18 protein-coding genes are annotated in these 23,169 nt (G+C 71.0%); 8 read left to right on the top strand and 10 right to left on the bottom strand.

The window, feature by feature from the left end; translation table 11 throughout:
- The first annotated feature begins 3 nt into the window (after window positions 1–3).
- Window positions 4–1,428, top strand: coding sequence for a wax ester/triacylglycerol synthase family O-acyltransferase (locus tag AB0L64_RS32385; protein WP_363716342.1), 1,425 nt, complete (start codon window positions 4–6; stop codon window positions 1,426–1,428).
- On the opposite strand, the gene AB0L64_RS32380 is transcribed toward AB0L64_RS32385, so the two are convergent.
- Window positions 1,394–2,260 carry a DinB family protein gene (locus AB0L64_RS32380; RefSeq protein WP_363716340.1) on the bottom strand — a complete coding sequence of 289 codons (867 nt, stop codon included), beginning with the start codon at window positions 2,258–2,260 and terminating at the stop codon, window positions 1,394–1,396. The genes AB0L64_RS32385 and AB0L64_RS32380 overlap by 35 nt on opposite strands.
- A 64-nt stretch (window positions 2,261–2,324) precedes the next feature.
- On the opposite strand from AB0L64_RS32380, the gene AB0L64_RS32375 reads away from it, so the two are divergent.
- On the top strand, window positions 2,325–3,266 hold the full coding sequence (locus AB0L64_RS32375; RefSeq protein WP_363716338.1) for a WYL domain-containing protein: 942 nt from the start codon (window positions 2,325–2,327) through the stop codon (window positions 3,264–3,266).
- On the opposite strand, the gene AB0L64_RS32370 is transcribed toward AB0L64_RS32375, so the two are convergent.
- Window positions 3,252–6,443, bottom strand: coding sequence for a BTAD domain-containing putative transcriptional regulator (locus AB0L64_RS32370; RefSeq protein ID WP_363716336.1), 3,192 nt, complete (start codon window positions 6,441–6,443; stop codon window positions 3,252–3,254). The genes AB0L64_RS32375 and AB0L64_RS32370 overlap by 15 nt on opposite strands.
- A 214-nt stretch (window positions 6,444–6,657) precedes the next feature.
- Between AB0L64_RS32370 and AB0L64_RS32365 the strand changes: the two genes are divergently transcribed.
- Window positions 6,658–7,482 (top strand): alpha/beta hydrolase, encoded by an 825-nt coding sequence (locus AB0L64_RS32365; protein WP_363716334.1) that lies wholly within the window; start codon window positions 6,658–6,660, stop codon window positions 7,480–7,482.
- Window positions 7,483–7,574: 92 nt separating this feature from the next.
- Complete coding sequence (locus tag AB0L64_RS32360) at window positions 7,575–8,192, top strand: helix-turn-helix domain-containing protein (RefSeq protein WP_363716332.1); 618 nt, start codon at window positions 7,575–7,577, stop codon at window positions 8,190–8,192.
- Here AB0L64_RS32360 and hrpA read toward each other — a convergent pair.
- The 3 genes from hrpA to AB0L64_RS32345 all read right to left on the bottom strand — a co-directional run bounded on the left by hrpA (window position 8,189) and on the right by AB0L64_RS32345 (window position 13,618).
- The gene (gene hrpA, locus AB0L64_RS32355) at window positions 8,189–12,085 is read right to left on the bottom strand and encodes an ATP-dependent RNA helicase HrpA (RefSeq protein ID WP_363716330.1); all 3,897 of its coding nucleotides are present in this window, start codon (window positions 12,083–12,085) and stop codon (window positions 8,189–8,191) included. The two genes, AB0L64_RS32360 and hrpA, sit on opposite strands and share 4 nt — an antisense overlap.
- Window positions 12,086–12,284: 199 nt before the next feature.
- Complete coding sequence (locus AB0L64_RS32350) at window positions 12,285–13,151, bottom strand: TIGR03619 family F420-dependent LLM class oxidoreductase (RefSeq protein WP_363716328.1); 867 nt, start codon at window positions 13,149–13,151, stop codon at window positions 12,285–12,287.
- 62 nt (window positions 13,152–13,213) lie between these two features.
- On the bottom strand, window positions 13,214–13,618 hold the full coding sequence (locus tag AB0L64_RS32345) for a universal stress protein (protein WP_363716326.1): 405 nt from the start codon (window positions 13,616–13,618) through the stop codon (window positions 13,214–13,216).
- A 142-nt stretch (window positions 13,619–13,760) separates the two neighbouring features.
- On the opposite strand from AB0L64_RS32345, the gene AB0L64_RS32340 reads away from it, so the two are divergent.
- Entirely contained in the window at window positions 13,761–14,543 is a 783-nt protein-coding gene (locus AB0L64_RS32340; RefSeq protein ID WP_363716324.1) for an LLM class flavin-dependent oxidoreductase, read from the top strand.
- Here AB0L64_RS32340 and AB0L64_RS32335 read toward each other — a convergent pair.
- The 3 genes from AB0L64_RS32335 to AB0L64_RS32325 are packed head-to-tail and all read right to left on the bottom strand — an operon-like array spanning window position 14,530 to window position 17,927.
- Window positions 14,530–16,155, bottom strand: coding sequence for an AMP-binding protein (locus AB0L64_RS32335; protein WP_363716322.1), 1,626 nt, complete (start codon window positions 16,153–16,155; stop codon window positions 14,530–14,532). The two genes, AB0L64_RS32340 and AB0L64_RS32335, sit on opposite strands and share 14 nt — an antisense overlap.
- On the bottom strand, window positions 16,152–17,030 hold the full coding sequence (locus tag AB0L64_RS32330; RefSeq protein WP_363716320.1) for an SDR family NAD(P)-dependent oxidoreductase: 879 nt from the start codon (window positions 17,028–17,030) through the stop codon (window positions 16,152–16,154). The genes AB0L64_RS32335 and AB0L64_RS32330 overlap by 4 nt, the downstream gene beginning before the upstream one ends.
- A 45-nt stretch (window positions 17,031–17,075) precedes the next feature.
- Entirely contained in the window at window positions 17,076–17,927 is an 852-nt protein-coding gene (locus AB0L64_RS32325) for a helix-turn-helix transcriptional regulator (RefSeq protein WP_363716318.1), read from the bottom strand.
- Between the two features lie 179 nt (window positions 17,928–18,106).
- Between AB0L64_RS32325 and AB0L64_RS32320 the strand changes: the two genes are divergently transcribed.
- Entirely contained in the window at window positions 18,107–18,883 is a 777-nt protein-coding gene (locus tag AB0L64_RS32320) for an SDR family oxidoreductase (RefSeq protein ID WP_363716316.1), read from the top strand.
- On the opposite strand, the gene AB0L64_RS32315 is transcribed toward AB0L64_RS32320, so the two are convergent.
- On the bottom strand, window positions 18,871–19,653 hold the full coding sequence (locus AB0L64_RS32315) for an alpha/beta hydrolase (RefSeq protein WP_363716314.1): 783 nt from the start codon (window positions 19,651–19,653) through the stop codon (window positions 18,871–18,873). The genes AB0L64_RS32320 and AB0L64_RS32315 overlap by 13 nt on opposite strands.
- A gap of 44 nt (window positions 19,654–19,697) precedes the next feature.
- On the opposite strand from AB0L64_RS32315, the gene AB0L64_RS32310 reads away from it, so the two are divergent.
- Window positions 19,698–20,822, top strand: a complete 1,125-nt coding sequence (locus tag AB0L64_RS32310; protein WP_363716312.1) for a Xaa-Pro peptidase family protein — start codon at window positions 19,698–19,700, stop codon at window positions 20,820–20,822.
- Here AB0L64_RS32310 and AB0L64_RS32305 read toward each other — a convergent pair.
- Complete coding sequence (locus tag AB0L64_RS32305; RefSeq protein ID WP_363716310.1) at window positions 20,819–21,799, bottom strand: helix-turn-helix domain-containing protein; 981 nt, start codon at window positions 21,797–21,799, stop codon at window positions 20,819–20,821. The genes AB0L64_RS32310 and AB0L64_RS32305 overlap by 4 nt on opposite strands.
- Window positions 21,800–21,869: 70 nt before the next feature.
- Between AB0L64_RS32305 and AB0L64_RS32300 the strand changes: the two genes are divergently transcribed.
- Window positions 21,870–23,144 (top strand): MFS transporter, encoded by a 1,275-nt coding sequence (locus tag AB0L64_RS32300; RefSeq protein WP_363716308.1) that lies wholly within the window; start codon window positions 21,870–21,872, stop codon window positions 23,142–23,144.
- Window positions 23,145–23,169 lie beyond the last annotated feature (25 nt).

Raw genomic sequence — 23,169 nt, 5'->3', positions numbered from 1 at the left:
GTCATGGCCGGCAGACGTCGCCTGGAACGACTGACAGCGTCGGACCTGTTCCTGCTGCTGTGGGACGACTACGGCTGGTCCACGGACATCGGCGGACTCGCCGTCGTCGACGGCACCAGCCTGCTCGACGAGCAGGGCCGCGTCCGTGTCGACACGGTCCGCCGGCACCTGGAGCCGAGACTGCAGCTCGTCCCTCGATTCCGGCAGGTGCTGTACCGGCCGCGGCTGGGGTTGGGCTGGCCGCTGTGGGTCGACGCCCCCTCCTTCGACATCGCAGACCACGTCAAGGTCCACGCGGTTTCCGACGAATCCCAATTACTGCGGGCGTGTGAGGAACTGGCCAGGCCCCGATTGGATCCAGACCGGCCGCTGTGGGAGCTCTGGCTGCTCCCCGGCCTGCCGGAGCATCGCATGGGCGCGTTCTTGAAGGTTCACCACGTCTTCGCGGACGGGCCCGCGGCGATGGCTGCCTTCGCGGCGCTGCTCGACCTGAGCGCCGATGCGTCCACTCCCGGAGCACCGCCGTGGACGCCGAGGCCGATCCCGTCGGCCGGCCAGCTGCTGCGCGACAACCTGCACCGCCGCGGGCAGGAGCTGGCTCGCGGGGTTTCGGGCGTCGTCCATCCGCGGCGGACGGTGCAGCAGGTACGACGTACCCTGCCGGCGTGGCGTGAGGTCCTCACCGAGCAGCCTGCTCCACAGACCAGCCTCAACCAACCGGTCGGTGCCGAGCGCCGGTTGTCCGTCGTACGCGGCCGACTCGACCTTGCTCAGCAGATCGCCCATGTCCAGCACGCCAAGGTCAACGACGTGATCCTGGCGGCCGTGGCAGGCGGGCTGCGCCGGCTGCTGGCAAGCCGCGGTGAGGACATCGACGGCCTGGTGCAGCGGGCCATGGTGACGATCTCCCAGCACCAGGAGGGTCCTGCCCAAGCCAAGGGCAACAAGCCTGGCTGGATGATGGTGCCGCTACCGGTCGGCGAGTCCGACCCGGTCCGGCGACTCGAGTTGATCGCTGCCGAGACCGCCGCGCGCAAGCACGAGGCACGTCCGGAGGCCGGCAGTGGAATCTTCCGGTTCGTCGCGGGGCAACGCGTCTGGTACCGGATGTTCCCGCGGCAGCGGTCGGTGAATCTGGTGGTCAGCAACGTCCCTGGCCCGCCGGTGCCGCTCTATCTCGCCGGCGCAGGATTGCTGGAGACGTTCCCCCTGATGCCGCCGATGGGCAACCTGACGCTGGTTGTCGCCGCGCTGTCGTACGCGGGCCAACTGAACATCACTGCCGCCGCCGACCGGGACAGCTGTCCCGACCTGGAGATCTTCACCCAAGGCGTCCACGACACCCTCGACGCCCTCGCCCGGTCGCTCGCGTCCGCGATCCCACCGGGCAAGCTCAGACACCGCTCCCGGAGTGCGTTCGCGCCGTGAGGTACTGGGCTGCCTCTGACTGCTTGAACCAGGTGGCCCAGCCGAGGACGTCGGCGTTGAAGCGGGGGTCGGTCAGGGACAGGTCCGCGCCGTGCTCGACGAGGAAGCGGAGGGTATCGAGGGATCCGGTGCCCGCGGCGAGATGCGCCGCGGTGACGCCATTCGGTGTGCGCTCGTTGAGACCGAAGCCCAGGTCGGCGAGTCGCGGGATGACTTCCCAGCGCTGGGCGGCGGCGGCCTCGGCGAGCAGGGCCGGCCGGTCTGCCGGCGTGACGTCGCCGGCCAGGGCGGGGGCGAACGGGTCCTCGGCGCGCAGGCCCCGGTAGAAGTCGCGGACGGACCCGACCTCGGCGCCGTGATGGATCAGCTCGTCGAGAATGTGCAGCACGAACGCCGTCCCGTCGTGGTCCGCCCACGGGCCCGCGATCTCCCCCATGGGCCGATCCAGGTCGTCCTGACTGAACGCCGCAAGCCGTCGGCGCCACACGTCGTACGCGTGCTGGAGTGCGGTCACGGCCTCCGCCGCCGACGCCGGTACCGGGGGTTGACCGTCGTCGTCCGCGGGCTGGTGCCCGAGCCACGTGGCGGTGCGGTCCTCCTGCAGGATGTCGACGATGTGGGTGATCCGCCACGCCAGGGTGGTGAACGGCGCCGGCTCCGGCGGGATCCAGGCCCAGTCGGCCGCGAAGCCTGAATCTGTCTTCCGGACCGTCCAGCAGCCGTCGAAAGGCTCCCAGAAGTACTCCTCGTCGGTGAGCCCGGCGACCCGGTCGCGCAGTCGCTGCCACGCGAAGTCGGATAGGTCGAGCAAGTTCTCCTGTGTCGTGGTCATGACCTCACCGTAGGACGACCTGCGGACAGGATCGGTCCGCAGGTCGGGGCAGAATGAGCAGATCATGGACACCGCGGCCCGCCTGCTCCGACTGCTCTCACTGCTCCAGTCCCGTCCGCAGTGGGACGGCGCCGACCTCGCAGCCCGGCTCGACGTCACGCCCCGGACCGTACGCCGCGACGTCACCCGGCTGCGGTCACTCGGGTACCCCGTCGACGCCGAGGCAGGGATCGGCGGCGGCTATCGCCTCGGGCCCGGCGGCCGATTGCCGCCGCTGCTGCTGGAGGACGAGGAGGCGGTCGCGATCGCGGTCGGGCTGCGCGTCGCAACGACCACGACGGTGTCAGGCGTCGAGGAGGCGGCGATCTCCGCGCTGGCGAAACTCCACCAGGTCCTGCCGGCGCGGCTGCGCGAGCAGGTCGCGGCGATCGGCGCACACACCAGTCAGCTGCCGCAGGGGGAGTTGCCGAGGGTCGACGGCGAGGTACTCGTCACCCTCGCCGCGGGGTGCCGAGACATCGAGGGGATCCGGTTCCGGTACCGCACGCACGGCGGCGACGAGTCCGAGCGCAGCGTCGAGCCGCTCCAGATCGTGCACACCGGCCGGCGCTGGTACCTGGTCGCCCGCGATCGGGACCGGCAGGCCTGGCGGACCTTCCGCGTCGACCGGATCGCGGACCCGGTGCTGACCGGCGCGCGCTACCGGTTCGAGAACCCGCCCGACCCGATCGCCCTGGTGGCCGAGGGGACCGGGGTGGCGCCGTGGGACATCGTCGCCCGGATCCGGGTCGAGGCGGAGGCGGACACGGTGCGCAAGGTCTTCCCGGCCCGCGAAGGCATCGTCGACCCGATCGACGCGACCACCTGCGAACTCCGCTTCGCGGCCAACGACCTCGGGCCGCTGATCGCCCAGACCCTGCGGATCCGCTGGCCGTTCGAGATCCTCGAACCGCCCGAGCTACGCACCGCCGTCCACGAGCACGCCCGGCGGCTACTGAACTCCTAGGTCTCGATCGCTGAGCTCGCCGAGGAACATGTCGGCGCGTTGCGCGAACAGATATGCCTCCTGCCGTTCGGCCACAGCGCGTGCCTGCCTGGCCAGACGTACGGCGCTGCCCGGATCAGCGAGCGTCTTCGCCAGCTGAGCCCGGACGAGAAGGTGCAGACCGTCCGCCGACCGCTGCCCGTAGCGGTCCCGGAAGGCGTCGGCCTGGTCGAGCGCAACAGCCGCGGCGTCCGGGTCACCGGCTGCCAGCCGCATCTCCGCGAGGAGTGCGTAGCACGTGGAGACGCTGGATCGGACAGGGTTCGTCAGGTTGGCCACGATCAGCCGCTCCGCTGCCTCCGCGGCCGCGCCAGGATCGTGACCGCTCATCGCCAGCGCCCAGCATCGCGCCAGGCGCAGGTAGGTGCCGAGAAAGACGAACGAGAACTGCGGATCCGCCGCGATCCCACGGTCCGCGACCTGCAGCGCCCAGTCCGGGTCGCCGACGACGGAGGCGGTCCGGGCAGCCATGCACGTCGCGACGGCGATCGCGTAGGAGTCGTCCCCCGCGCCCGCGACGAGCTTGTCGAGGGTCGCCCGGGCGTGAGCGGCCTTCCCGTGGTACGCGGAGATCTCGGCCAGCGTCGCCGCGATCAGCAGCCGCAGGCCGTCCCACACCGGGTCAGGGCCGTGGTCGCCAGGCAGCCCGTGGGACGCTGTCGCTGTCAGGTGGCGGTAAGACGCTCCGAGACGTCCGAGGTGCCACTGCTGAATTCCCCACGCGGCGTCGCCGTAGCCGCGGACGACCGGATCGCTGGAGCTCGATCCCTGCTCCAGCAGGCGGTCCGCCAGGATGTCGCTGCGTTCGTGCTCGAGGCCCTGCACGTGCGCGGTCCACCGGGAGAAGAGGAAACTCGCGGCCTGACGCTCCCGGCCGAGTGTCCTTGCCACGGTTTCTGCTCGTTCCAGCAGCTCGACGGAGGCAGCGCCGTACATGGACCGCATGCCGGCCACCGCGATCAGGCGGGCCAGCGCCTCCAGTTCGAGCTCGGGGAGCGAGGCTCCGCGGGCTCGCTCGACGGCCCGGACGAGGTGCCGTTCGGCATCCTGGAGCGCGGTCTTCGCCGTCGCCCGGGCCCCGGCCCGCAACAGAGCCGACACCGTGCGCGCAGGGTCGATGAGCGGACCGGCCTCCCAGAGATGGTGTGCCGCTCGCTCGGCGAGTGACTCGTCAGCGGGGCCGACGGCCTCGAGTGCGTCGGCGATATCGCGGTGCAGTGATGCGGCGCGTCCGGGCGGGATGGCCTCGCAGACCGCCTCGCGGACGAGATCGTGGGCGAAGCAGTACCTGAACGGATCGCCCGGTGCGGGGCCGGCGAGCCCGAGGTCGCGGACCGGCTCCAGTTGCTCGAGACAGGTCGCCACGGTCGCGGACGCGATCCTCGCGAGCAGCACGAGTTCGACGCTCCGGCCGGCGAGCGCGGCCGTCTGCAGAAGCTCCTGGGTGCCGGGATCCAGCGCGGCCATGCGGTCGCGGACGACGTCCCGGACTGTCAGGGGGACACCACTGCGCAGCACGGACTCCTCGGTGATCGTGCTGCCGTTGGTGAGAAGCCGCGCTACCTCTTGGACGAAGAAGGGGTTGCCGCCGGTGCGCGCATGCACCGCACGCGAGACTTCCGCGGCGGGCAGGTCGCCCGTCTCGCGTCGCATCAGCTCGGCAACACCCGGTGCGGCGAGCGGTCCGACGAAGAGGCGCCGGTGGCCGGGGATCCGGCTCGCGGCGGCGAGGGTCCGGGCCAGCTCAAGGCTGAGCGACGGGTCCCGGTTCCGCAGCGCGGCGATCACGGCCGTGCCTGCGGGAAGCCGGGCGACAACATGGTCGAACAGCCGCAGCGAGGCGGGGTCGGCCCACTGCAGGTCGTCGAGGACGATCAGCAACGGCCGCTCGGCCGCCGACTCGGAGATCACCCCCACAACCTCTTCGAACAACCGGAACCGCGCGCCGTCATCCGGGACGGTCGGTGCGGCCCGGGCGGTGTTGCGAGGCTCGGTGAGGCGGCTCAGGTCGCCGGCGAGCCACTCGGCGCGACGCGTTGCCGGCCGGGTCTCGAGGAGACCTTCGACGACCTCGACCCATGGCCACATGGTCGGTGCCCCGCCGCCCTGGAGACCGTGCCCCCACACCACCCGCGCGGCGCGATCGTGCGTATGACGAGCGATCTCCTGCAGTAGACGCGTCTTGCCGATGCCGGGCTCGCCTTCGAGTAGGGCGACTGCCGTCCCGCCGATCAGCGCCGGCTCGACGGCGCCGCGGAGCATGTCGAACTCCTCAGCTCGACCGACGAGCTCGAGGCCGGTGCCACTCTGCGCGGTCCGGAGGGACGCAGCCCGCTCGAGAACGCGGCGCTGGGCGGAGCGCAGCGCCGCGCCTGGTTCGATCCCGAGGTCGTCCGCGAGCCGCCGGCGGATCGCGTCGTACGCCGTCAGCGCCTCCGCCTGCTGCCCGGCGCCGCACAACGAGCGCACCAGGGCAGCGTGCACCGGTTCGTGCAAGGGCGCCATGGCCGAGGCGACGTGCAGCGCGGGCAGCACCAGGTGGGGTCGGTTCTGCGAGATCGCGAGCCTCGCCGCGTCGACACAGGCGCCGAAGAACTCGTCGTCGAGGCCGGCGAAGATCGGAACCGCGGCGGGGCTGTGCGCGGTGCCTCCTCCGGCCGGGCCGCTCCACAGCTCCAGCGCGGCGACGTACTGGTCGAGCGCGGCCGCTTCGTGGTTGTTGCCGAGGGCTGTCCGAGCCGTGGTGACGAGTTGCCGGAAGCGAGCGAGGTCCAAGACGTCCGGACCGGCGGTGCACAGGTACCCGTTGCCGCTGCGCACGAGGAAGGCTCCCGGCTCCCGCGGGCGCAGGGCGGGCTCGAGGAGACGGCGCAGCGCTCCGACGTACTTGTGGATCACGTTGAGTGCGCTGGCCGGCTCGTTCTCGCCCCAAATCAGGTCGATCAGCTCGCCCGCGCCGATCGGTCTCCCGGCGCGTGCCAGCAACAGCGCGAGCAGATAGGCCTGCTGGCGTGGACCGGGGTCGACCTCGAGACCGCCGTGCCAGACCCGTAGCGGACCCAGGACCTGCAGCCTCAGCGAGCTCACGCCGCCCGCGGGCTGCCCGGCGACGCTTCGAGGCGTGAGTGTCTCCGTCATGTCCGGCTCCCTCGCCATGGTCCGGCCTCCGCGACAGCTGCCGTCACGCGCGTCGGTCAAGTTGCACTCTAGAGGCTGGAGTCACGCTCCAGCCAGCGATCCACCGCAAATCCACTGGCCGTCAACTGCGGATCCCTACCGTCGGACGTGGCGTGCGCGCTCCCGCCCCGGGGCGACGGCACGCGGACCAGGTCAAGCGAGAAGGTGGGACACCATGGCAACGATCACGACCCCCGACGGGGTGGAACTGTTCTACAAGGACTGGGGATCCGGCCGGCCGATCGTGTTCAGCCACGGCTGGCCGCTGTCGGCCGACGACTGGGACAACCAGATGCTGTTCTTCCTCGGCCAGGGGTTCCGGGTCATCGCGCACGATCGCCGGGGACACGGAAGGTCGGCGCAGGTCTCCGATGGCCACGACATGAACCACTACGCCGACGACCTCGCGGCGCTGGTCACCCACCTCGATCTCCGCGACGCCGTGCACGTCGGCCACTCGGCCGGCGGTGGCGAGGTGGTGCGCTACCTCGGACGGCACGGCGAGGGCCGCGTGGCGAAGGCCGTCCTGATCAGCTCCGTCGTACCGTCGCAGCAGCTCACCGACGCGAACCCTGACGGTCAGCCGCCGGAGGTCTTCGCGGGCCTCAAGCAGGGCATCGCGGCGAACCGGTCGGTGTTCTTCCGCGAGGTGGCCGCCGGGCCGTTCTACGGGTACAACCGGCCGGGCGCCGAACCGTCCGAGGCGGTCATCCAGAACTGGTGGCGCCAGGGCATGATGGGCTCGGCGAAGGCTCAGTACGACTGCGTCGACGCGTTCGCCCAGGAGGACTACACCGACGACCTGAAGAAGATCAGCGTGCCGGTCCTGGTCATGCAGGGCGACGACGACCAGATCGTTCCGTACCGCAGTACCGCGCCGCGGGCCGTCGAGATCCTCGCGAACGCCACGCTCAAGACCTACCCCGGCTGGCCGCACGGCATTCCGACCACGAACGCCGACGTCATCAACGCGGATCTGCTGGAGTTCATCACGTCCTGAGGGGTGGACGGCGCCGCCGGGCGCGCTCCGATAGATTCGCCGCGGAGCCGCCCGCGCCGGTGCGGTCGTCGCAGATCGAAGGTGGGTATCGGGTGCCAGACCAGGAACAGTCCCGGAGCCGGCGCCACATCTACGCGGAGATGACCCGCCACGAGGTGGTGCGCTCGGCACGGAAGTTGTTCGGCCGGTACGGGTACGCGCAGACCACCGTCGAGAGCATCGCCCGGGATGCCCGGGTGTCACCGGCGACGGTGTACGCGCAGTGCGGCGGCAAGGAGGGGCTGCTCCAGGCGCTGATGGACAAGTGGACCACCAGCAGCCTGGTGCAGAGCATCATCGCCGAGTGCGCCGCCGCCGAGTCGGCGCGCGCCAAGCTGGATGCGCTGGCCAAGGGGTACGTCGCGATCTATGCGGAGTCGGGCGACATCATCCAGATCGTGACCCGGGCCGCGGCCGGCGCGCCCGCGGCGGAGGCGTTTCTGAAGGTCGCCGACGAGCGTCAGCAGCATGCTCTCCGGGAGATCGTCACAGGTATGCGGGACGCCGGCGGCCTGGCCGACGGGATCACGGTGGAGGAGGGCGTGCAGGTCATCTTCTTCCACTTCCGGTACGCGCAGTTCGCGCTCGCCGCGGACGGGTTCGGCTGGGGTGCCGAACGCACGACCTGCTGGCTCACCGAGCGGGTCGCGTCCGCGATCCTGAAGAGCTAACTCTCGGCCAGGGCCTTCCGGATCCGTTTCTCGGAGACCGGGTACGGCGTGCCGAGCGTCTGGGCGAACAAGCTGATGCGGAGTTCCTCGAGCATCCACCGGACCTCGAGGAGTCCCGGGCTTGGATACTTGCCGGTCGGCACCGCGCGGAGCTTCTTGCGGTACTCGTCGGTGAGCATGTCGACGACCGCCATCCCGGAACGGTCGCGCGCCGCGTTGGCGCCGAGCTTGTCCAGCCGCTGCTCCATGCCGCGCAGATACCGGACCAGGTCCGGCAGCCGCTGCGCGCCGGTCTCCGTGATGAAGCCGGGGTGGACGAGACCTTCGAGCTGGCCCCGTACGTCGGACAGCGCGGCCAGCAACGCCGGACTCGACGCTCGTGAGATCTGCTTGTCCACGGTCCGCGCGTGCCCGAGTACCTGCTCGACCTGCTGCAGGATCGTCAGCACGGTGTCCGCGAGCTCCGACCGTACGGCGTCCCGCAGGATCGAGAACGCGGTGAGGTTCCACGCCGGACCGCCCGCGGCGGCCATCAACTGGTCCACCGCAGCAGCGATCGCGTCGTCGAGGAGCGCGCCCACGTTGCGATGCGGACCTGCCATCAACGTCATCTTCTGCTGGTTGCTCAGCTGACGCTGCACGACGTCGATCACCGACGGCATGGTCAGCAGCAGGAGCCGGCGCGTGCCCGCCCACATCGCGGCGGCCTGGTCGCGCTCGGTCTCCTGCAGGCGGATCGCGACGCTCTTCCCCTCGTCGACGAGCGCCGGGTAGCCCGCGACGGTCAGGCCGTTGCGGTGCTCGGAGAAGCTCCGGGGGAGATCGCCGAACGTCCAGTCGGTCAGCCCGGACTTCTCCAGCCCGCTGACCGCCTTCGACGCGACCTGCGAGATCGCGGCCTTCGTCTTCGGCTTCAGCTTCTCCTTCAGCTTCGCGAGATCCTTGCCCTCGGCCACCGTCTTGCGCTGGTCGTCCTCGACCCGGAACGTCATCCGCAAGTGCTCGGGGACCCGGCTCCAGTCCCAGTCCCCGGGCTCGATGATCACGCCGCGCAGGTCCCGCAGCGCGCGGGCCATCGCGTCGGTCAGCGGCCCGGACGCCGGGTCGAGCTCGGGCAGGATCTGCCGTGCGTGATCCGGCGCCGGCACGATGTTGCGCCGTACGGCCTTGGGCAGCGACTTGATCAGCGTCGTCACGAGTTCCTCGCGGAACCCGGGCACGCTCCACTCGAAGCCGTCCGCGGTCACCTGGTTCAGGACCAGCAGCGGGATGTGCACGGTGACGCCGTCGGCGTCGGTGCCGGGCTCGAAGGCGTACGTCAGGTCGAACGTCATCCCGTTCTGCGTCCAGCGCAGCGGGAACTCCTCCTCGCGCACCTCCGCGCCCTCACGAACGACCAGCGAACGCTCGAAGTCGAGCAGGTCGTGGTCGCGCTGCCGAGCGGTCTTCCACCAGGTGTCGAAATGCCGCCCGGTGACCACCTCGGCGCCGATGCGCTCGTCGTAGAACGCGAACAGCGTCTCGTCGTCGACCAGCAGATCGCGCCGCCGGGTGCGCTCCTCGAGCTCCTCGACCTCCTCGATCAGCTTGCGGTTCTCGTGGAAGAACTTGTGATGGGTGTCCCAGTCGCCCTCGACCAGCGCGTGCCGGATGAACAACTCCCGCGACACCTCCGGGTCGACCTTGCCGTAGTTCACCTTGCGCCGGGCAACGATCGGTACGCCGTACAGCGTGACCTTCTCGTACGCCATCACGGCGCCGGCCTTGCGCTCCCAGTGCGGCTCGGAGTACGACCGCTTGATCAGGTGCGGGGCGAGGTCCTCGGCCCACTCGGGCTCGATCTTCGCGTTCACCCGTGCCCACAGCTTCGACGTCTCGACCAGCTCGGCGGCCATCACGAACTGCGGCGGCTTCTTGAACAGCCCGGAGCCGGGGAAGATCGCGAACTTCGTGCCACGCGCGCCGAGGTACTGGTGCTGGTTCGCCGGGTCCTTCATGCCGAGGTGGCTGAGCAGGCCCGACATCAGTGCGATGTGCACGCTCTGCGGGTCGGCCGGCTCGCCGCTGTTCAGCTGGACGCCGATCTGTGAGGCAACCTGGCGGAGCTGCGCGAAGATGTCCTGCCACTCGCGGACCCGCAGATAGTTGAGGTACTCGCTGCGGCACATCCGGCGGAACTGGTTGCCGGACAGCTCCTTCTGCTGCTTCTTCAGGTAGCTCCAGAGGTTCAAGTACCCGAGGAAGTCACTGTTCGGATCGCGGAACCGGGCGTGCGCCTGCTGCGCCTGGGCCTCGGCGTCGGTCGGCCGCTCGCGCGGATCCTGGATCGAGAGCGCGGCCGCGATCACCATCACCTCGCGGACACAGGCGTGCTTGTCGGCCTCGACGATCATCCGGGCCAGCCGCGGGTCGAGCGGGATCTGCGCGAGCTGCCGCCCGATCGGGGTCAGCCGGCCGCCCTTCGGCGTGTCGATCGCGCCGAGCTCGGTGAGCAGCTGCAGGCCGTCGGTGATGCTGCGCTTGTCGGGCTCGTCGATGAACGGGAACGCGGCGATGTCGCCGAGCCCGATCGCGGTCATCTGCAGGATGACGCTCGCCAGGTTCGTGCGGAGGATCTCCGGATCGGTGAACTCCGGGCGGTTCTCGAAGTCCTCCTCGGAGTACAACCGGATGCAGATGCCGTCGCTGGTCCGGCCGCTGCGGCCCTTGCGCTGGTTGGCGCTCGCCTGCGAGACCGGCTCGATGGGCAGGTGCTGGACCTTGGTGCGGTGGCTGTAGCGCGAGATCCGCGCCGTACCCGGGTCGATCACGTACTTGATGCCGGGGACGGTCAGCGACGTCTCGGCGACGTTGGTGGCGAGCACGATCCGGCGGTTGGCGTGCGGCTGGAAGACGCGGTGCTGCTCGGCGTTCGAGAGCCGGGCGTAGAGCGGGAGGACCTCGGTCGTCCGGCGGTCGCCGCGGAACTTGTCGCTCAGCGCGTCGGCGGTGTCGCGGATCTCGCGCTCGCCGGACAGGAACACCAGGATGTCGCCGTCCGCCTCGTACGCGAGCTCGTCGACGGCGTCCAGGATCGCCTGCGTCTGGTCGCGGTCGATCGTGCTCGGGTCCTCGGGGTCGTTGACCGGGCGGTACCGCACCTCGACCGGGTAGGTCCGGCCGGACACCTCGACGATCGGCGCCGGGGTGCCGTCGGCGGCCGCGAAGTGCTCGGCGAACCGCTCCGGGTCGATGGTCGCCGAAGTGATGATCACCTTCAGGTCCGGGCGGCGGGGGAGCAGCCGTTTGAGATAGCCGAGGATGAAGTCGATGTTCAGGCTGCGCTCGTGGGCCTCGTCGATGATCAGCGTGTCGTACCGGGTGAGGTCGCGGTCGCGCTGCAGCTCGTTGAGCAGGATGCCGTCGGTCATCAGCTTCACCAGCGAGCGCTCACTGACCTTGTCGGTGAAGCGGACGGCGAACCCGATCGTCTCACCGAGCTCGGTGCCGAGCTCCTCCGCGATCCGCTCGGCGACCGTGCGGGCCGCGAGCCGACGCGGCTGGGTGTGCCCGATCATGCCGTGCACGCCGCGGCCGAGCTCGAGACAGATCTTCGGGATCTGGGTCGTCTTCCCGGAGCCGGTCTCACCTGCGACGACGACCACCTGGTGGTCGCGGATCGCGGTCGCGATCTCGTCCTTCAGCTGGCTGACCGGCAGCTCTTCGGGGTAGGTGATCTCGGGTACGGCGTTGCGCCGCACCTCGACCCGCCGCTCGGCCTGCTCGACCGCGCCGACCACACCCCGCAACTCCGCCGCGCGCTTCTTCGCGTCCGACGTCCGCCGAACCCGCTCCAACCGCCGCCCGAGCTGCTCCCGGTCGTACGCCGTGAGCTCCTCGAGCCGTGCCGCCACCTCACCGAGGTTGAGCGCGCCGTCGACGGATGCGGGATCGGGTGCTGGTTCTGTGGCGGCTGGGCGCCTAGCCTTCCCGCCGCGGCGGCGGCGCCGGCGCGGGTCCTGGGAGGGGGCTGGGGATGGACTCGGGGACTCGGTCCGGGCATCAGGCATAACCCGTCCAGTTTAGGCGGCCCACCCCAGCGCCTCACCCGGATTACCGCAGGCGCCGGGCGAGGGCCGTCAGGACGGCGACCTGCTCGGTGATCGGGGTGCCGACGAGGTTCAGGTCCCAGTCCACTCGGCTGATGCCCTCGTCGGCGGAGCGACGGAGGTCGTCGAGGATGGTCTCGGGCGTGAAACCGGGCGGGCCTTCGAGCATCGGGTGCGGCCGCATCGGTCCGGCGCGGAGGACGATCGGCCCGCTGCCACCGGCCTCGTGGTACCAGCCGACAGCGGCCTGGGTGGAGTCCCAGTCGCGGTGCGCGAGCGTCAGCCCGTCCGCGAGCCGCGCCGCGCGTTCGACCGCCTGCCGCGTGACGCCGCCGCCGTACAAGGTGAGCGGAGCGACGGGCTTCGGCCCGACGATCGCCACCGGCACCGTGTAGCGCGCTCCCGTGTGTTCGACCGGATCGGGTCCCCAGCACGCGCGGAGTACGGCGATCGACTCCTCGAACGCCGCCACCCGGCCGCGCGCGGGTACGCCGGTCGCGACGAACTCCTCCGGTAACCACCCGAGCCCGATCCCCAGATCCATCCGGCCGCCGGACAGTTGGTCGATCGTCGCCACGCGGCGGGCCAGCACCAGCGGCTGCTGGAAGAGCGGTACGAGGATCGCCGTGTGCAGCCGGACCTGCCTGGTGTGCGCCGCGACGTACGCCAGCGTGTCGAGTGCGTCGTACGCGGCCTCTCCCGGCAGCCCGGCGTGGTTGACCCAATCGGGCGCGGCCGGGACGAGCAGGCGCTCGAACACCGAGACCGCGGCGAAACCCAGGTCGTCAGCTGCCTTCGCGATCGCCACAACTGCGTCGGGCCCACGCAACCCGACCACCGGGAGACCGACGCCAACCTCGGGATACACCATCGACAGTTCCTTCCGCTTCGGAGATCTACCCCGTAGTCGGAACGGACTGTGGGTTCTTGCGGTCAGTCGTGCGGGGACGGGACCTTCACGGCGAGGACCGGGACGGGGGACTCCAGCAGCACGCGTTGGGCGGTGCTGCCGAGGATGAGTTTGCCGACGGGGCTGCGGCGGCGCAGGCCGAGGACGATCAGGACGACGTCCTCGGCGGCGGCTGCCTTCAGGAGCGCGCCGGCGACGTCGCCCTCGGAGACCGCCTGCTGGATGGTGACCTCGACGCCGTGCTCGCGCAGCTTGGCCTCGGCGGCCGCCAACTCGTCGGCGTTGGCGTAGCGGGCGTCGATGTAGGCGTCGCCGCGGCTGGTGTTCAGCAGCAGGATCGAGGCCCCGCGCAGCTCGGCCTCGGTCGCCGCCGCGGCGAGCGCAGCCTCACCCTCGGGCGTTGGTACGTATCCGACGAGAATCTTCACGGCCCCACTCTCCCACGGGCGGACCTGCACCACTCACCAACCGAGCAGACTCACGCTCGGCCCCGGCCGCGGCACCGTCCGCCGCCCTGGTTGGTGAGTGCTGGGCGTCCGCCGCTCCTGCTGACCGGTTAGGGTCGAGCGCATGGTCGAGTTGCAGGTTGTCCTCCCGGACGAGTCGGCGACGATGCCGCCCGAACGACTGGTCGAGCTGGCGATCGCGGCGGAGGACCTCGGCTACGGTACGGCGTGGCTGCCCGATCACCTGCTTCCACCGGGTGAGTTCGGTTCGACGTACGGCGGTGTGTACGAGCCGCTCGTCACGATCGGGTACCTGGCGGCACGCACGACCCGGATCCGGTTCGGCACCTCGGTGCTCGTGCTGCCGTTGCGCAGCGCTTACGTGGTCGCGAAGCAGGCCGCGACGCTGCACCGGCTGTCCGGCGAACGCATCGTCCTGGGGCTAGGCGCCGGGTGGGCCAAGGAGGAGTTCGCGGCGGTCGGTGCGGTGTTCGAGGAGCGTGGACGGCGGACGGACGAGTCGCTCGGGATCTTGCGTGACCTGTTCGAGGGCCGCGATCGGGGCGGGGTGTTCGAGCCTCAGGTCCGGGCGCCGCTGCCGCTGATGATCGGCGGTACGACGCAGCCGGCGCTGCGCCGGGCGGCCCGGTACGGCGACGAGTGGCAGGGCCTCGGCCTGGACGGCGCCGGGTTCGCGGCGGCGGTAGCGCGGCTGCGGTCGTACGGCGACCGGCCGATCAAGGTCGGCACACGGCTCGACTGGTCCGCCGGCGATCCGGGGCCGGTCGTCGCGGCGGCGCAGGAACTCGTCGATGCGGGCGCCGAGACGCTGGCGGTGTCCTTCGGCGACGAGCGGACCGCGCTCGAACGGATGACGCGGTTCCGCGACCTGTTCACGGCGGGGTGAGCTTGTTGCGCAGGACCTTGCCGGTCGCGTTCCGCGGGAACTCGTCGAGAACGACGATCTGGCGTGGCGCCTTGTAGCGCGCGAGATTCGCCTTCACGTGGGTCAGCAGGTCGTCCTCGGTGGCCGGTTCGCGCAGGACGACGTACGCGACCAGGCGCTGGCCGAACTCGTCGTCGGGGACGCCGGTGACGACCGCCTCGGCGACCGCGGGATGCGCGGCGAGGCACTGCTCGACCTCGACCGGGTACACGTTCTCGCCGCCGGAGACGATCATGTCGTCCTCGCGGCCGTCGACGAACAGCCGTCCGGCCCCGTCCAGGTGACCGAGGTCGCCGGTGCTCATCCGGCCGTCGACGACGGTCTTGGACGAGCCGTCGGAGTACCCGCCGAACACCAGGCCGCCGCCCGCGAAGATCCGTCCGGTCGTCCCGGCCGGCACCGGGCGGTCCTGGTCGTCGAGGATCCGGATCGTGCTCCCGAGGCAAGGGCGCCCGACAGTGCCGGGAGCGGCGAGCAGATCGGCGGAGGTCGCGATCGTGGCGATGCCGACCTCACTCGACCCGTACGCGTCGCAGAGCACCGGGCCGAAGCGTTCGATGAACCGCTCGGCCAGTGGCGCGCCGAGCTGGGACGCGCCCGAGATCACGGCCCGCAGTGAGCGCAGGTCGTACTCCGCGATCGCGGCCGGTCCGAGCTCGAGCAGCCGGCGCAGCATCACCGGCACCGCCGCGACGGAACCCGCCCGCGTCGCCTCCACATCCGCCAGCAAGGTCGCTGCGTCGAACCGCGGTCGGAGGACGAGCGGTGACCCCAGGAAGAGAGCGAGCATCGAGGTGAGCAGCCCGAGCCCGTGGAACAAGGGCGGACACACGACCATCGGCTCACCCGCCCGCAATCCGAACCGGCTCAACGCGCTACCGGTCAATCCCGCCAGCCCCACCGCGGTCGGCACCCGCGGCGCCGCCTTCGGCGTCCCGGTCGTCCCCGAGGTGAGGATCGTGATGTGCCCGGCGCTCGCCGGCGAAGGCCCCGCCGGCGCCGCGCTCCCAGCCAACTCGTCCATTCCGGGAACACCACCGCCGTGGCCGGACTGGATCGCCGGAAGGTTCGGGGGTGGGCTGAACTCTTCGTCGTGGACGAGCAGGTCCGGGCGATGGCGTTCGAGGACTGCCGCCAGCTGGGGTGGGGCGAACTCGGTGTTGACGAACAGGACGTCCGCGCCCAGCCGTGACGCCGCGAGGGTCGCCTCGAGGAAGCCCCGGTGGTTGCGGCACAGGACCGCGACCTTGCCGCCGGCGCCGATCCCGTACTGCGCGTGCATCCCGGCCGCGATCCGCTCGCAGCGCCGGTCCAGTTCGGCGTAGGTGATCTCGTCGTCGCCGGTGATCACCGCCGCGCGGTCCGGGTAGCGGATCGCGGCGATCACGCCGAGCGCCGCCATCGACTGCCCCCAGGTCCGCAGCGCCCGCTCGATCCGCACGAGCTGCGCGGGCCCGGCCGAGCGCCAGACCCCGGATCTGACCAGGGCGACCGACAACTCGCCGACCTCGGCCGCACCTTGCATCAGCCAGCCCGGCGGCCGCAGCGGCGGGATCGGGCGGATCGTCCTCATCGCTTCTTCCCGCCTCCCGTCCGCCGGAAGTACTGCTCGAGCAACCGGTCCGTCGGCACGCGCAGCAGGTTGCCGAGGGCATCGGCCGGGCGGACGAACGGCGGCGTGATGTTGTGCGGCCGCTCCGCCACCGCCGTACACACCTGATCGGCGGCCTGCTCGGGCGTCAGCCCCGGCATCTTGTTGAGCAGCGGCGTCGGCTCGCTCATCCGCGTGTGCACCAGCCCCATGTAGACAGTCGACGTCGTCACACCGTCGCCGCGGACCTCCTGCGCCACGCACCGCAGCCAGACGTCGAACGCGCTCTTCGACGCCAGGTACGCCGACCAGCGCGCCATCGGCGGCGTCCGGACGCCGGCCGTCGACACGTTCACGATGTGACCCGACCGGTGGTCCCGCATCGACGGCAGCAGCTCGAGCACGAGCTTCGCCGGACCGAGGTAGTTGACCGCGTTCGTCCGCTCGATGTCGTGGAACCGCTGGTAGGTGTCCGCGATCGAGCGCCGGATGGACTTGCCGGCGTTGTTCACGAGGACGTCGACCCGCCCGTGCTCGGCGAGCACGGTCCGGACGAGTTCCTCGACCGCGGCCGGGTCAGCGAGGTTGGCCGGGTAGACGTACGCCGTGCCGCCGCGCAACCGGATGTCGTCGGCCACGACCTGCAACTGGTCCGCCGTCCGGGCCACGAGCAGCACGGTGGCGCCGGCCGCGGCCAACCGGCGCGCGGTCGCCTCGCCGATCCCGTACGACGAGCCGGTCACCACGACGATCTTGTCCCGGACCGCCGCGGCGAGCCGTTCGTCGGAGACCTTGGTCCGCCCGTTGGTCAGCGCAACGAGCAACGGCCAGCCGATCGGACGCTTCCCAGTCACCATGCGCCCGACATTACCCGCTGGTAGCCGTCAGCGGCAGAGGGTGATTCAGTCGGGCGCGGGCTGCGGAGCGATCCAGCTCGCGAGCAGCCGCAGACCGTCGGCGGTGGGCGAACCGGGCTCGACCTGGTACACGCAGAGCGTCTGCTCGGCATCGCCAGGCACCTGGAACGACTCGTACGCGAACTCCAGATCGCCTGCGACCGGGTGGTGATAGGTCTTCGCGCCGTGGGTCCGGCGCAGCACCCGATGGTCGTTCCACCAGCCGGTGAATTCGGGGCACTGCAGGGTCAGCTCACCGACGAGATCGGCGAGTCGGCGGTCGTTCGGGTGCCGACCGGCCTCGAGGCGCAGCATCGCGACGGTCTCGGCGGCGATTCGCTCCCACTCGCCGACCCGCTCGCGCGCCTCGGGATCGAGCAGGTAGTAGCGGGCGAGATTGCGGCGCGTCGCCGGCATCGCGTCGAAGTCCGTCAGCACCGCACGGGCCAGCCGGTTGGTCGCCAGGACGTCGGTCCGCCGCCCGAGGATGAAGGCCGGCACGTGGTCGAGCGTCTGCAACATCAGGTAGAGACCCGGCCGGACGCGCTGCGGACCGGCCGGCGTACGCCGGATCGGTGCGCGACGGGTCAGGAGATCGTCGAGGTGCTCGCGCTCGACCGCGTCGAGCCGCAGCGCGCCGCCGAGCGCGTCGAGGACCTCGGTGGACGGGTTGCCGACGCGTCCCTGCTCGAGCCGCGTGTAGTACTCCGTGCTGACACCCGCCAGCCGCGCCACTTCGTCCCGACGCAGACCGGGGACGCGGCGCTTGCGCCCGTCCTCGGGCAGCCCGGCCTCGGCGGGCGCGATCGCGGCCCGCCGCGAGCGGAGGAAGTCGGCGATCTCGGTACTGCGATCCATGGCTCCAGTGTGATCGAACGCCGCGGCCGGGGATGCCCGCTGGGTGGCCCTGCGGGTACCAGTCTGGGCGGTGCCTGCCCGCGCAGGGTCAGCTCGAGCGCCCACAACGCCTTCTGTGACTGGTGTTCTGGAGACACGGACGGCAATCGCCGCCCGACTCACTGGAAGGCAGTCAACACATGTCTGTGCAAGCCGAAGTCAAGCCGCTCGCAGGCCGGGTCGCGGTGATCACCGGCGCGTCGAGCGGTATCGGCGAGAGCGCGGCCGAACACCTGGCCGGACTCGGAGCGACCGTCGTCGTCCTGGCCCGGCGCGCCGATCGCCTGCGCGAGCTCGTCACCCGGATCGAGAAGGACGGCGGACACGCCCTGGCGCTGACCGTCGACGTGACCGACGCCGCGGCCGTCCAGGCGGCGGCCGATCGGGTCGCCTCCGAACTGGGCGGCGCCGACCTGCTCTTCAACAACGCCGGCGTCATGCTGCCGGCGCCGGTCGAGGAGCGCGCGACCGAGCAGTGGCGGCGCCAGATCGATCTCAACATCACGGGTCTGATGAACGCGATAAGCGCCTTCACGCCGCAGCTGGTCGCCGCGGCCGCCGAACGAGGCGTCGCCGACCTGATCAACACGTCGTCGATCGCGGCGCAGAACATCTTCCCGAACTTCGCCGTCTACTCCGGCACCAAGGCGTACGTCTCCCACCTGTCCCGGCACCTGCGCGCAGAGCTCGGCCCGAAGAACGTCCGCGTGTCCGCGCTCGAGCCGGGCATCGTGGGCACCGAACTGCAGAGCCACGTCACCGACGAGGGCGCGCTGCAATGGCTCGACGGCTCGAAGCAGTCCATGGAGTGGTTGACCCCGGACGACATCGCGCAGGCGGTCGGCTTCATCGCCGTCCAGCCGCCCCGGGTCAACTTTCAGCAACTCACGATCATGCCGACTGCTCAGACCAGCTGAATGCGCTGGAGCCATTCGCTGACCAAGGCCCCGAACAGTGCGGGCTGCTCGATCTGGAGGTTGTGACCGGCGACGTCGAGCACGGCGTACGTGGCGCGCGGGTAGTGGGGGAGCAGGGCCCACTGGTCCTCGTACCCGGTGACGGCGTCCTGCCGGCCGCACACCACGAGGGACGGTCCGTCGTACGGCGGGCCGCTCTCGGGGGCCGTGGTCAGCGCCCAGTTCTTCTGGATGCGCTCGAGCGCGGCCGTGTCGGCGACCGCGAGCCCGGGCGCGACGTCCGAACGGTACGCGGCCAGGGTGGCCGCCGACTGCACGACGGCCAGCTCCGTGAAGTCCTCGCCCTCGGTCAGCGATTCGAGCACGCCGGGCTCGGTCCGCAGCACGGCGTGCTCGGGCAGCACGCGGTCCTTGTGCCAGAGCGTGCCGACCGGGCAGATCAGCCCGAGGCCGAGGATCTGCCCGGGCCGCTCGGCGACCAGGCCGCGGGCGAGGTAACCGCCGTACGACTCCCCGATCAGCAGGAACGGCTCGTCGCCGATCTGCTCGTCGACGAACGCGCGGACGGCCGCCATGATGCCGTCCGAGCTGTCGATGTCGCCGGCGGGGGACTGCCCCATGCCGGGCAGGTCCGGGTAGAGCCGGCGGTAGCCGGGGAGCTGGGTGAAGATCGGCTCGAGGCAGCCGGTCATCAGACGGTGGTCCGGAGTCCAGCCGTGCAGGGCGAGGACGGGTACGCCGTCGCCGACGGACACATGGTGCAGGGTCATGGGGAAGTTGTAGCAACCCGCGCCGACAGTTCTAGAGTCACACCATGGCCCGTCGCTCAGCACTCCCTTCCGTCCCAGATGCCGATGTCCTCCGTGCCCGCCTGGACCGCGCCCGCGAGGCCGCGGCCGGCACCGGTCTGGTGATCGCGCCGGGCTCGGACCTGCGCTACCTGATCGGTCAGCCGGGCGGCTCGTTCGAGCGCCTCACCGCCCTGGTGATCGCGGCCGACGGCGCCCCGGCACTCGTCGTACCGAAGCTCGAGGCCCCGGCGTTCGAGAGGATCGCGGACCTCGGCGTCGACATCGTCACGTGGGTGGACGGCGTCGATCCGTACGGTCTGGCCGCGGAGCGGCTGACCGGTGCCGACCGCGTCGCGATCAGTGACTTCACGCCGGCGCTCCACGTGCTGGGGGTCCGCGACGCGCTGCCGAAGGCCGAGCAGGTGCTCGCCGGGCCGATCGTCCGTGAGCTGCGGATGCGCAAGGACGCGGCCGAGATCGACGCACTGCGGAAGGCCGGCGCGGCGATCGACCGCGTGCACGCCCGGGTCGGTGAGTGGCTGCGTCCGGGCCGGACCGAGGCCGAGGTCGGCGCCGACATCGCGGCCGCGATCGTCGCGGAAGGCCACACCGAGGCGGACTTCGTGATCGTCGCCGCCGGCCCGAACGGCGCGAGCCCGCACCACGCGCTGTCCGACCGGGTGATCGAGGCGGGCGACGTGGTGGTCGTCGACATCGGCGGCCCGGTTGCCGAGGGCTACAACTCCGACTCCACCCGCACCTACGCCGTCGGCACGCCGCGGGACGCCGACGTCGCCGCGACGTACGCCGTCCTGCAGGAGGCGCAGCAGGCCGCGGTGGACGCGGTTCGGCCGGGCGTGACCGCGGAGTCCATCGACGCGGCCGCGCGGGACGTCATCGCGGCCGCGGGGTTCGGTGACTACTTCATCCACCGGACCGGCCACGGCATCGGCCTGGACGTGCACGAGGAGCCGTACATCGTCGCCGGCAACGACCTGCCGCTGGAGGAAGGTATGGCGTTCAGCGTCGAGCCGGGCATCTACCAGGCGGGTCGCTGGGGCGCGCGGATCGAGGACATCGTCGTGGTGACCGCGGACGGCGCCGAGTCGATGAACAACCAGCCGCACGACCTGGTGGTTCTGACCTAACCGGCCCGGAACGTCTTGCGGTAGGCGAGCGGGGAGACGCCCAGCTCGGACCGCAGGTGGTGTCGCAGGGAGGCCGCCGTACCGAGGCCGGCCTCCTCGGCCACGCGGTCGACCGACAGGTCCGTGGTCTCCAGCAGCTGGCACGCGTGCCGCACGCGCTGCTGCAGCAGCCAGGTGCCCGGCGACTGGCCGGTTTCGGCCTTGAAGCGACGGCTGAAGGTGCGCACGCTCATCCGCGCGTGCTCCGCCATCGCCGCGAGGCTGATGTCCTCACTGAGCCGCCCGAGCGCCCAGGAGCGCGTCGGCGACGTACCTTCACTGCCTTCCTCGGGGACGGCGCGTTCGATGAACTGCGACTGCCCGCCGTCACGCCACGGCGGTACGACGCAGTGCCGGGCGGCCCGGTTGGCGACCTCGCTGCCGAAGTCACGGCGGATCAGGTGCAGGCACAGGTCGACGCCGGCGGCCAGGCCGGCCGAGGTGAGCACGTCGCCGTCGTCGATGAACAGCCTGTCTTCGTCGAGCTTCACCTGCGGGTAGACGCTGCGGAACAGTTCGGCCCGCCGCCAGTGCGTCGTCGCAGGCCGTCCGTCGAGGTAGCCGGCCGCGCCGAGGACGAACGCGCCGGTGCAGATCGAGGCGATCCGCGTCCCCGGCCGGATGGTCGCGAGCGCGGCGGCGAGGTCGGCGGGCAGCGTGCCCTCGTACCGCGGCTGGGCGATGTAGGTTCCCGGCACGATCACGGTGTCGGCGGCTGCGAGTGCCTCGGGTCCGTGATCCGGGACCAGGCTGAACCCGGCGCCCGCGCGGACAGGTCCGCCGAGTCCGCAGATGCGCACGTCGTACAGCTGGGTGCCGTCGGCCGTGGTGGCGGCGCCGAGGACGGTCGGCGGGATGGTCAGGTCGAACCCGACCACGGGCTCGAGCGCGAGGACCGCGACCACGTGCGGCCCAACGGCGGCCAGGTGACGACTCATGGCCATATCTTGACACATGTTGTCTGTCTGGCCACTAGTTCGATGATGGTCGAACCGCCACAGTTGTCCGGTGACGCAAATTCTGGAGACGCGAAGGACGCCCCGGGTGCACCTGGCCTGGGCGGTCGCTGTGGTCGGGTTCGTGACGCTGATCGGTGCGGCCGGGTTCCGGTCGGTGCCGAGTGTGCTGCTGGATCCGCTCCACGAGGAGTTCGGGTGGTCGCACGCGACGATCTCCGCGGCGGTGTCGATCAACCTGCTGCTGTTCGGCGGGATCTCGCCGTTCGCGGCGGCGCTGATGGACCGGCTCGGGCTGCGGAAGGTCGTCAGCGGCGCGCTGGTGCTGATCGCGCTGGGCAGCGGCCTGACGATCTTCATGACCGAGTCGTGGCAACTGCTGCTCTGCTGGGGCCTGCTGGTCGGTGTCGGCACCGGGTCGATGTCGATGACCTTCGTCGCGACGATCACCGGACGCTGGTTCGTGCGGCGTCGCGGGCTGGTGACCGGGATCCTGACCGCGGCCGGCGCGACCGGTCAGCTGATCTTCCTGCCCCTCATCGCCTCCCTGGCAGCCAACTACGGCTGGCGGGTGCCCGCACTCGTCGCAGCCGGAGCGGCGCTGGCCGTCGTACCGCTGGTGCTGTTGTTCCTGCGTGACTACCCGAGCGACGTCGGACTGCGTGCGTACGGCGCTCCGGAGGGTAGTGCTGCTGGGCAGCGCGTGGAAACGACCGGCAGCAGCGCGGTCCGGGCGCTCAACGCACTGCGGATGGCTGCGCGGCGGCCGGCGTTCTGGATGCTGGCCGGCGGCTTCGCGATCTGCGGTGCCTCGACGAACGGCCTGGTCGGGACGCACTTCGTGACGGCTGCACACGACCACGGCATGCCGGCGACGACGGCCGCGTCGCTGCTGGCGCTGGTCGGCATCTTCGATGTGGGCGGGACGATCTTCTCCGGGTACCTGACCGACCGGTGGGACCCGCGGTACCTGCTGATCGCGTACTACTCGCTGCGTGGCCTGTCACTGCTGGTGCTGCCGTCGCTGCTCGGACCGACCGCCGCGCCGAGCACCTGGGTGTTCATCATCTTCTACGGACTGGACTGGGTCGCGACCGTGCCGCCGACGGTGGCGCTGTGCCGCGAGTGGTTCGGCGAGGACGGGCCGATCGTGTTCGGCTGGGTGTTCGCGTCGCACCAGGTCGGTGCCGCGCTGGCCGCGACCGGCGCCGGTGCGATCCGGGACGCGCAGGGCAGCTACAACCTCGCGTGGTACCTGGCCGGCGGACTCTGCGCGGCGGCCGCATTGATGTCCGCGAGCATCGGACGCCGCCTCGTCGCTGCCTGATCCGTTCCGCTAGCCTCGATCTAGG

Source organism: Kribbella sp. NPDC051936, assembly GCF_040680955.1.
Classification (GTDB): domain Bacteria; phylum Actinomycetota; class Actinomycetes; order Propionibacteriales; family Kribbellaceae; genus Kribbella.
This window is presented reverse-complemented; position numbering and strand designations above follow the sequence as displayed.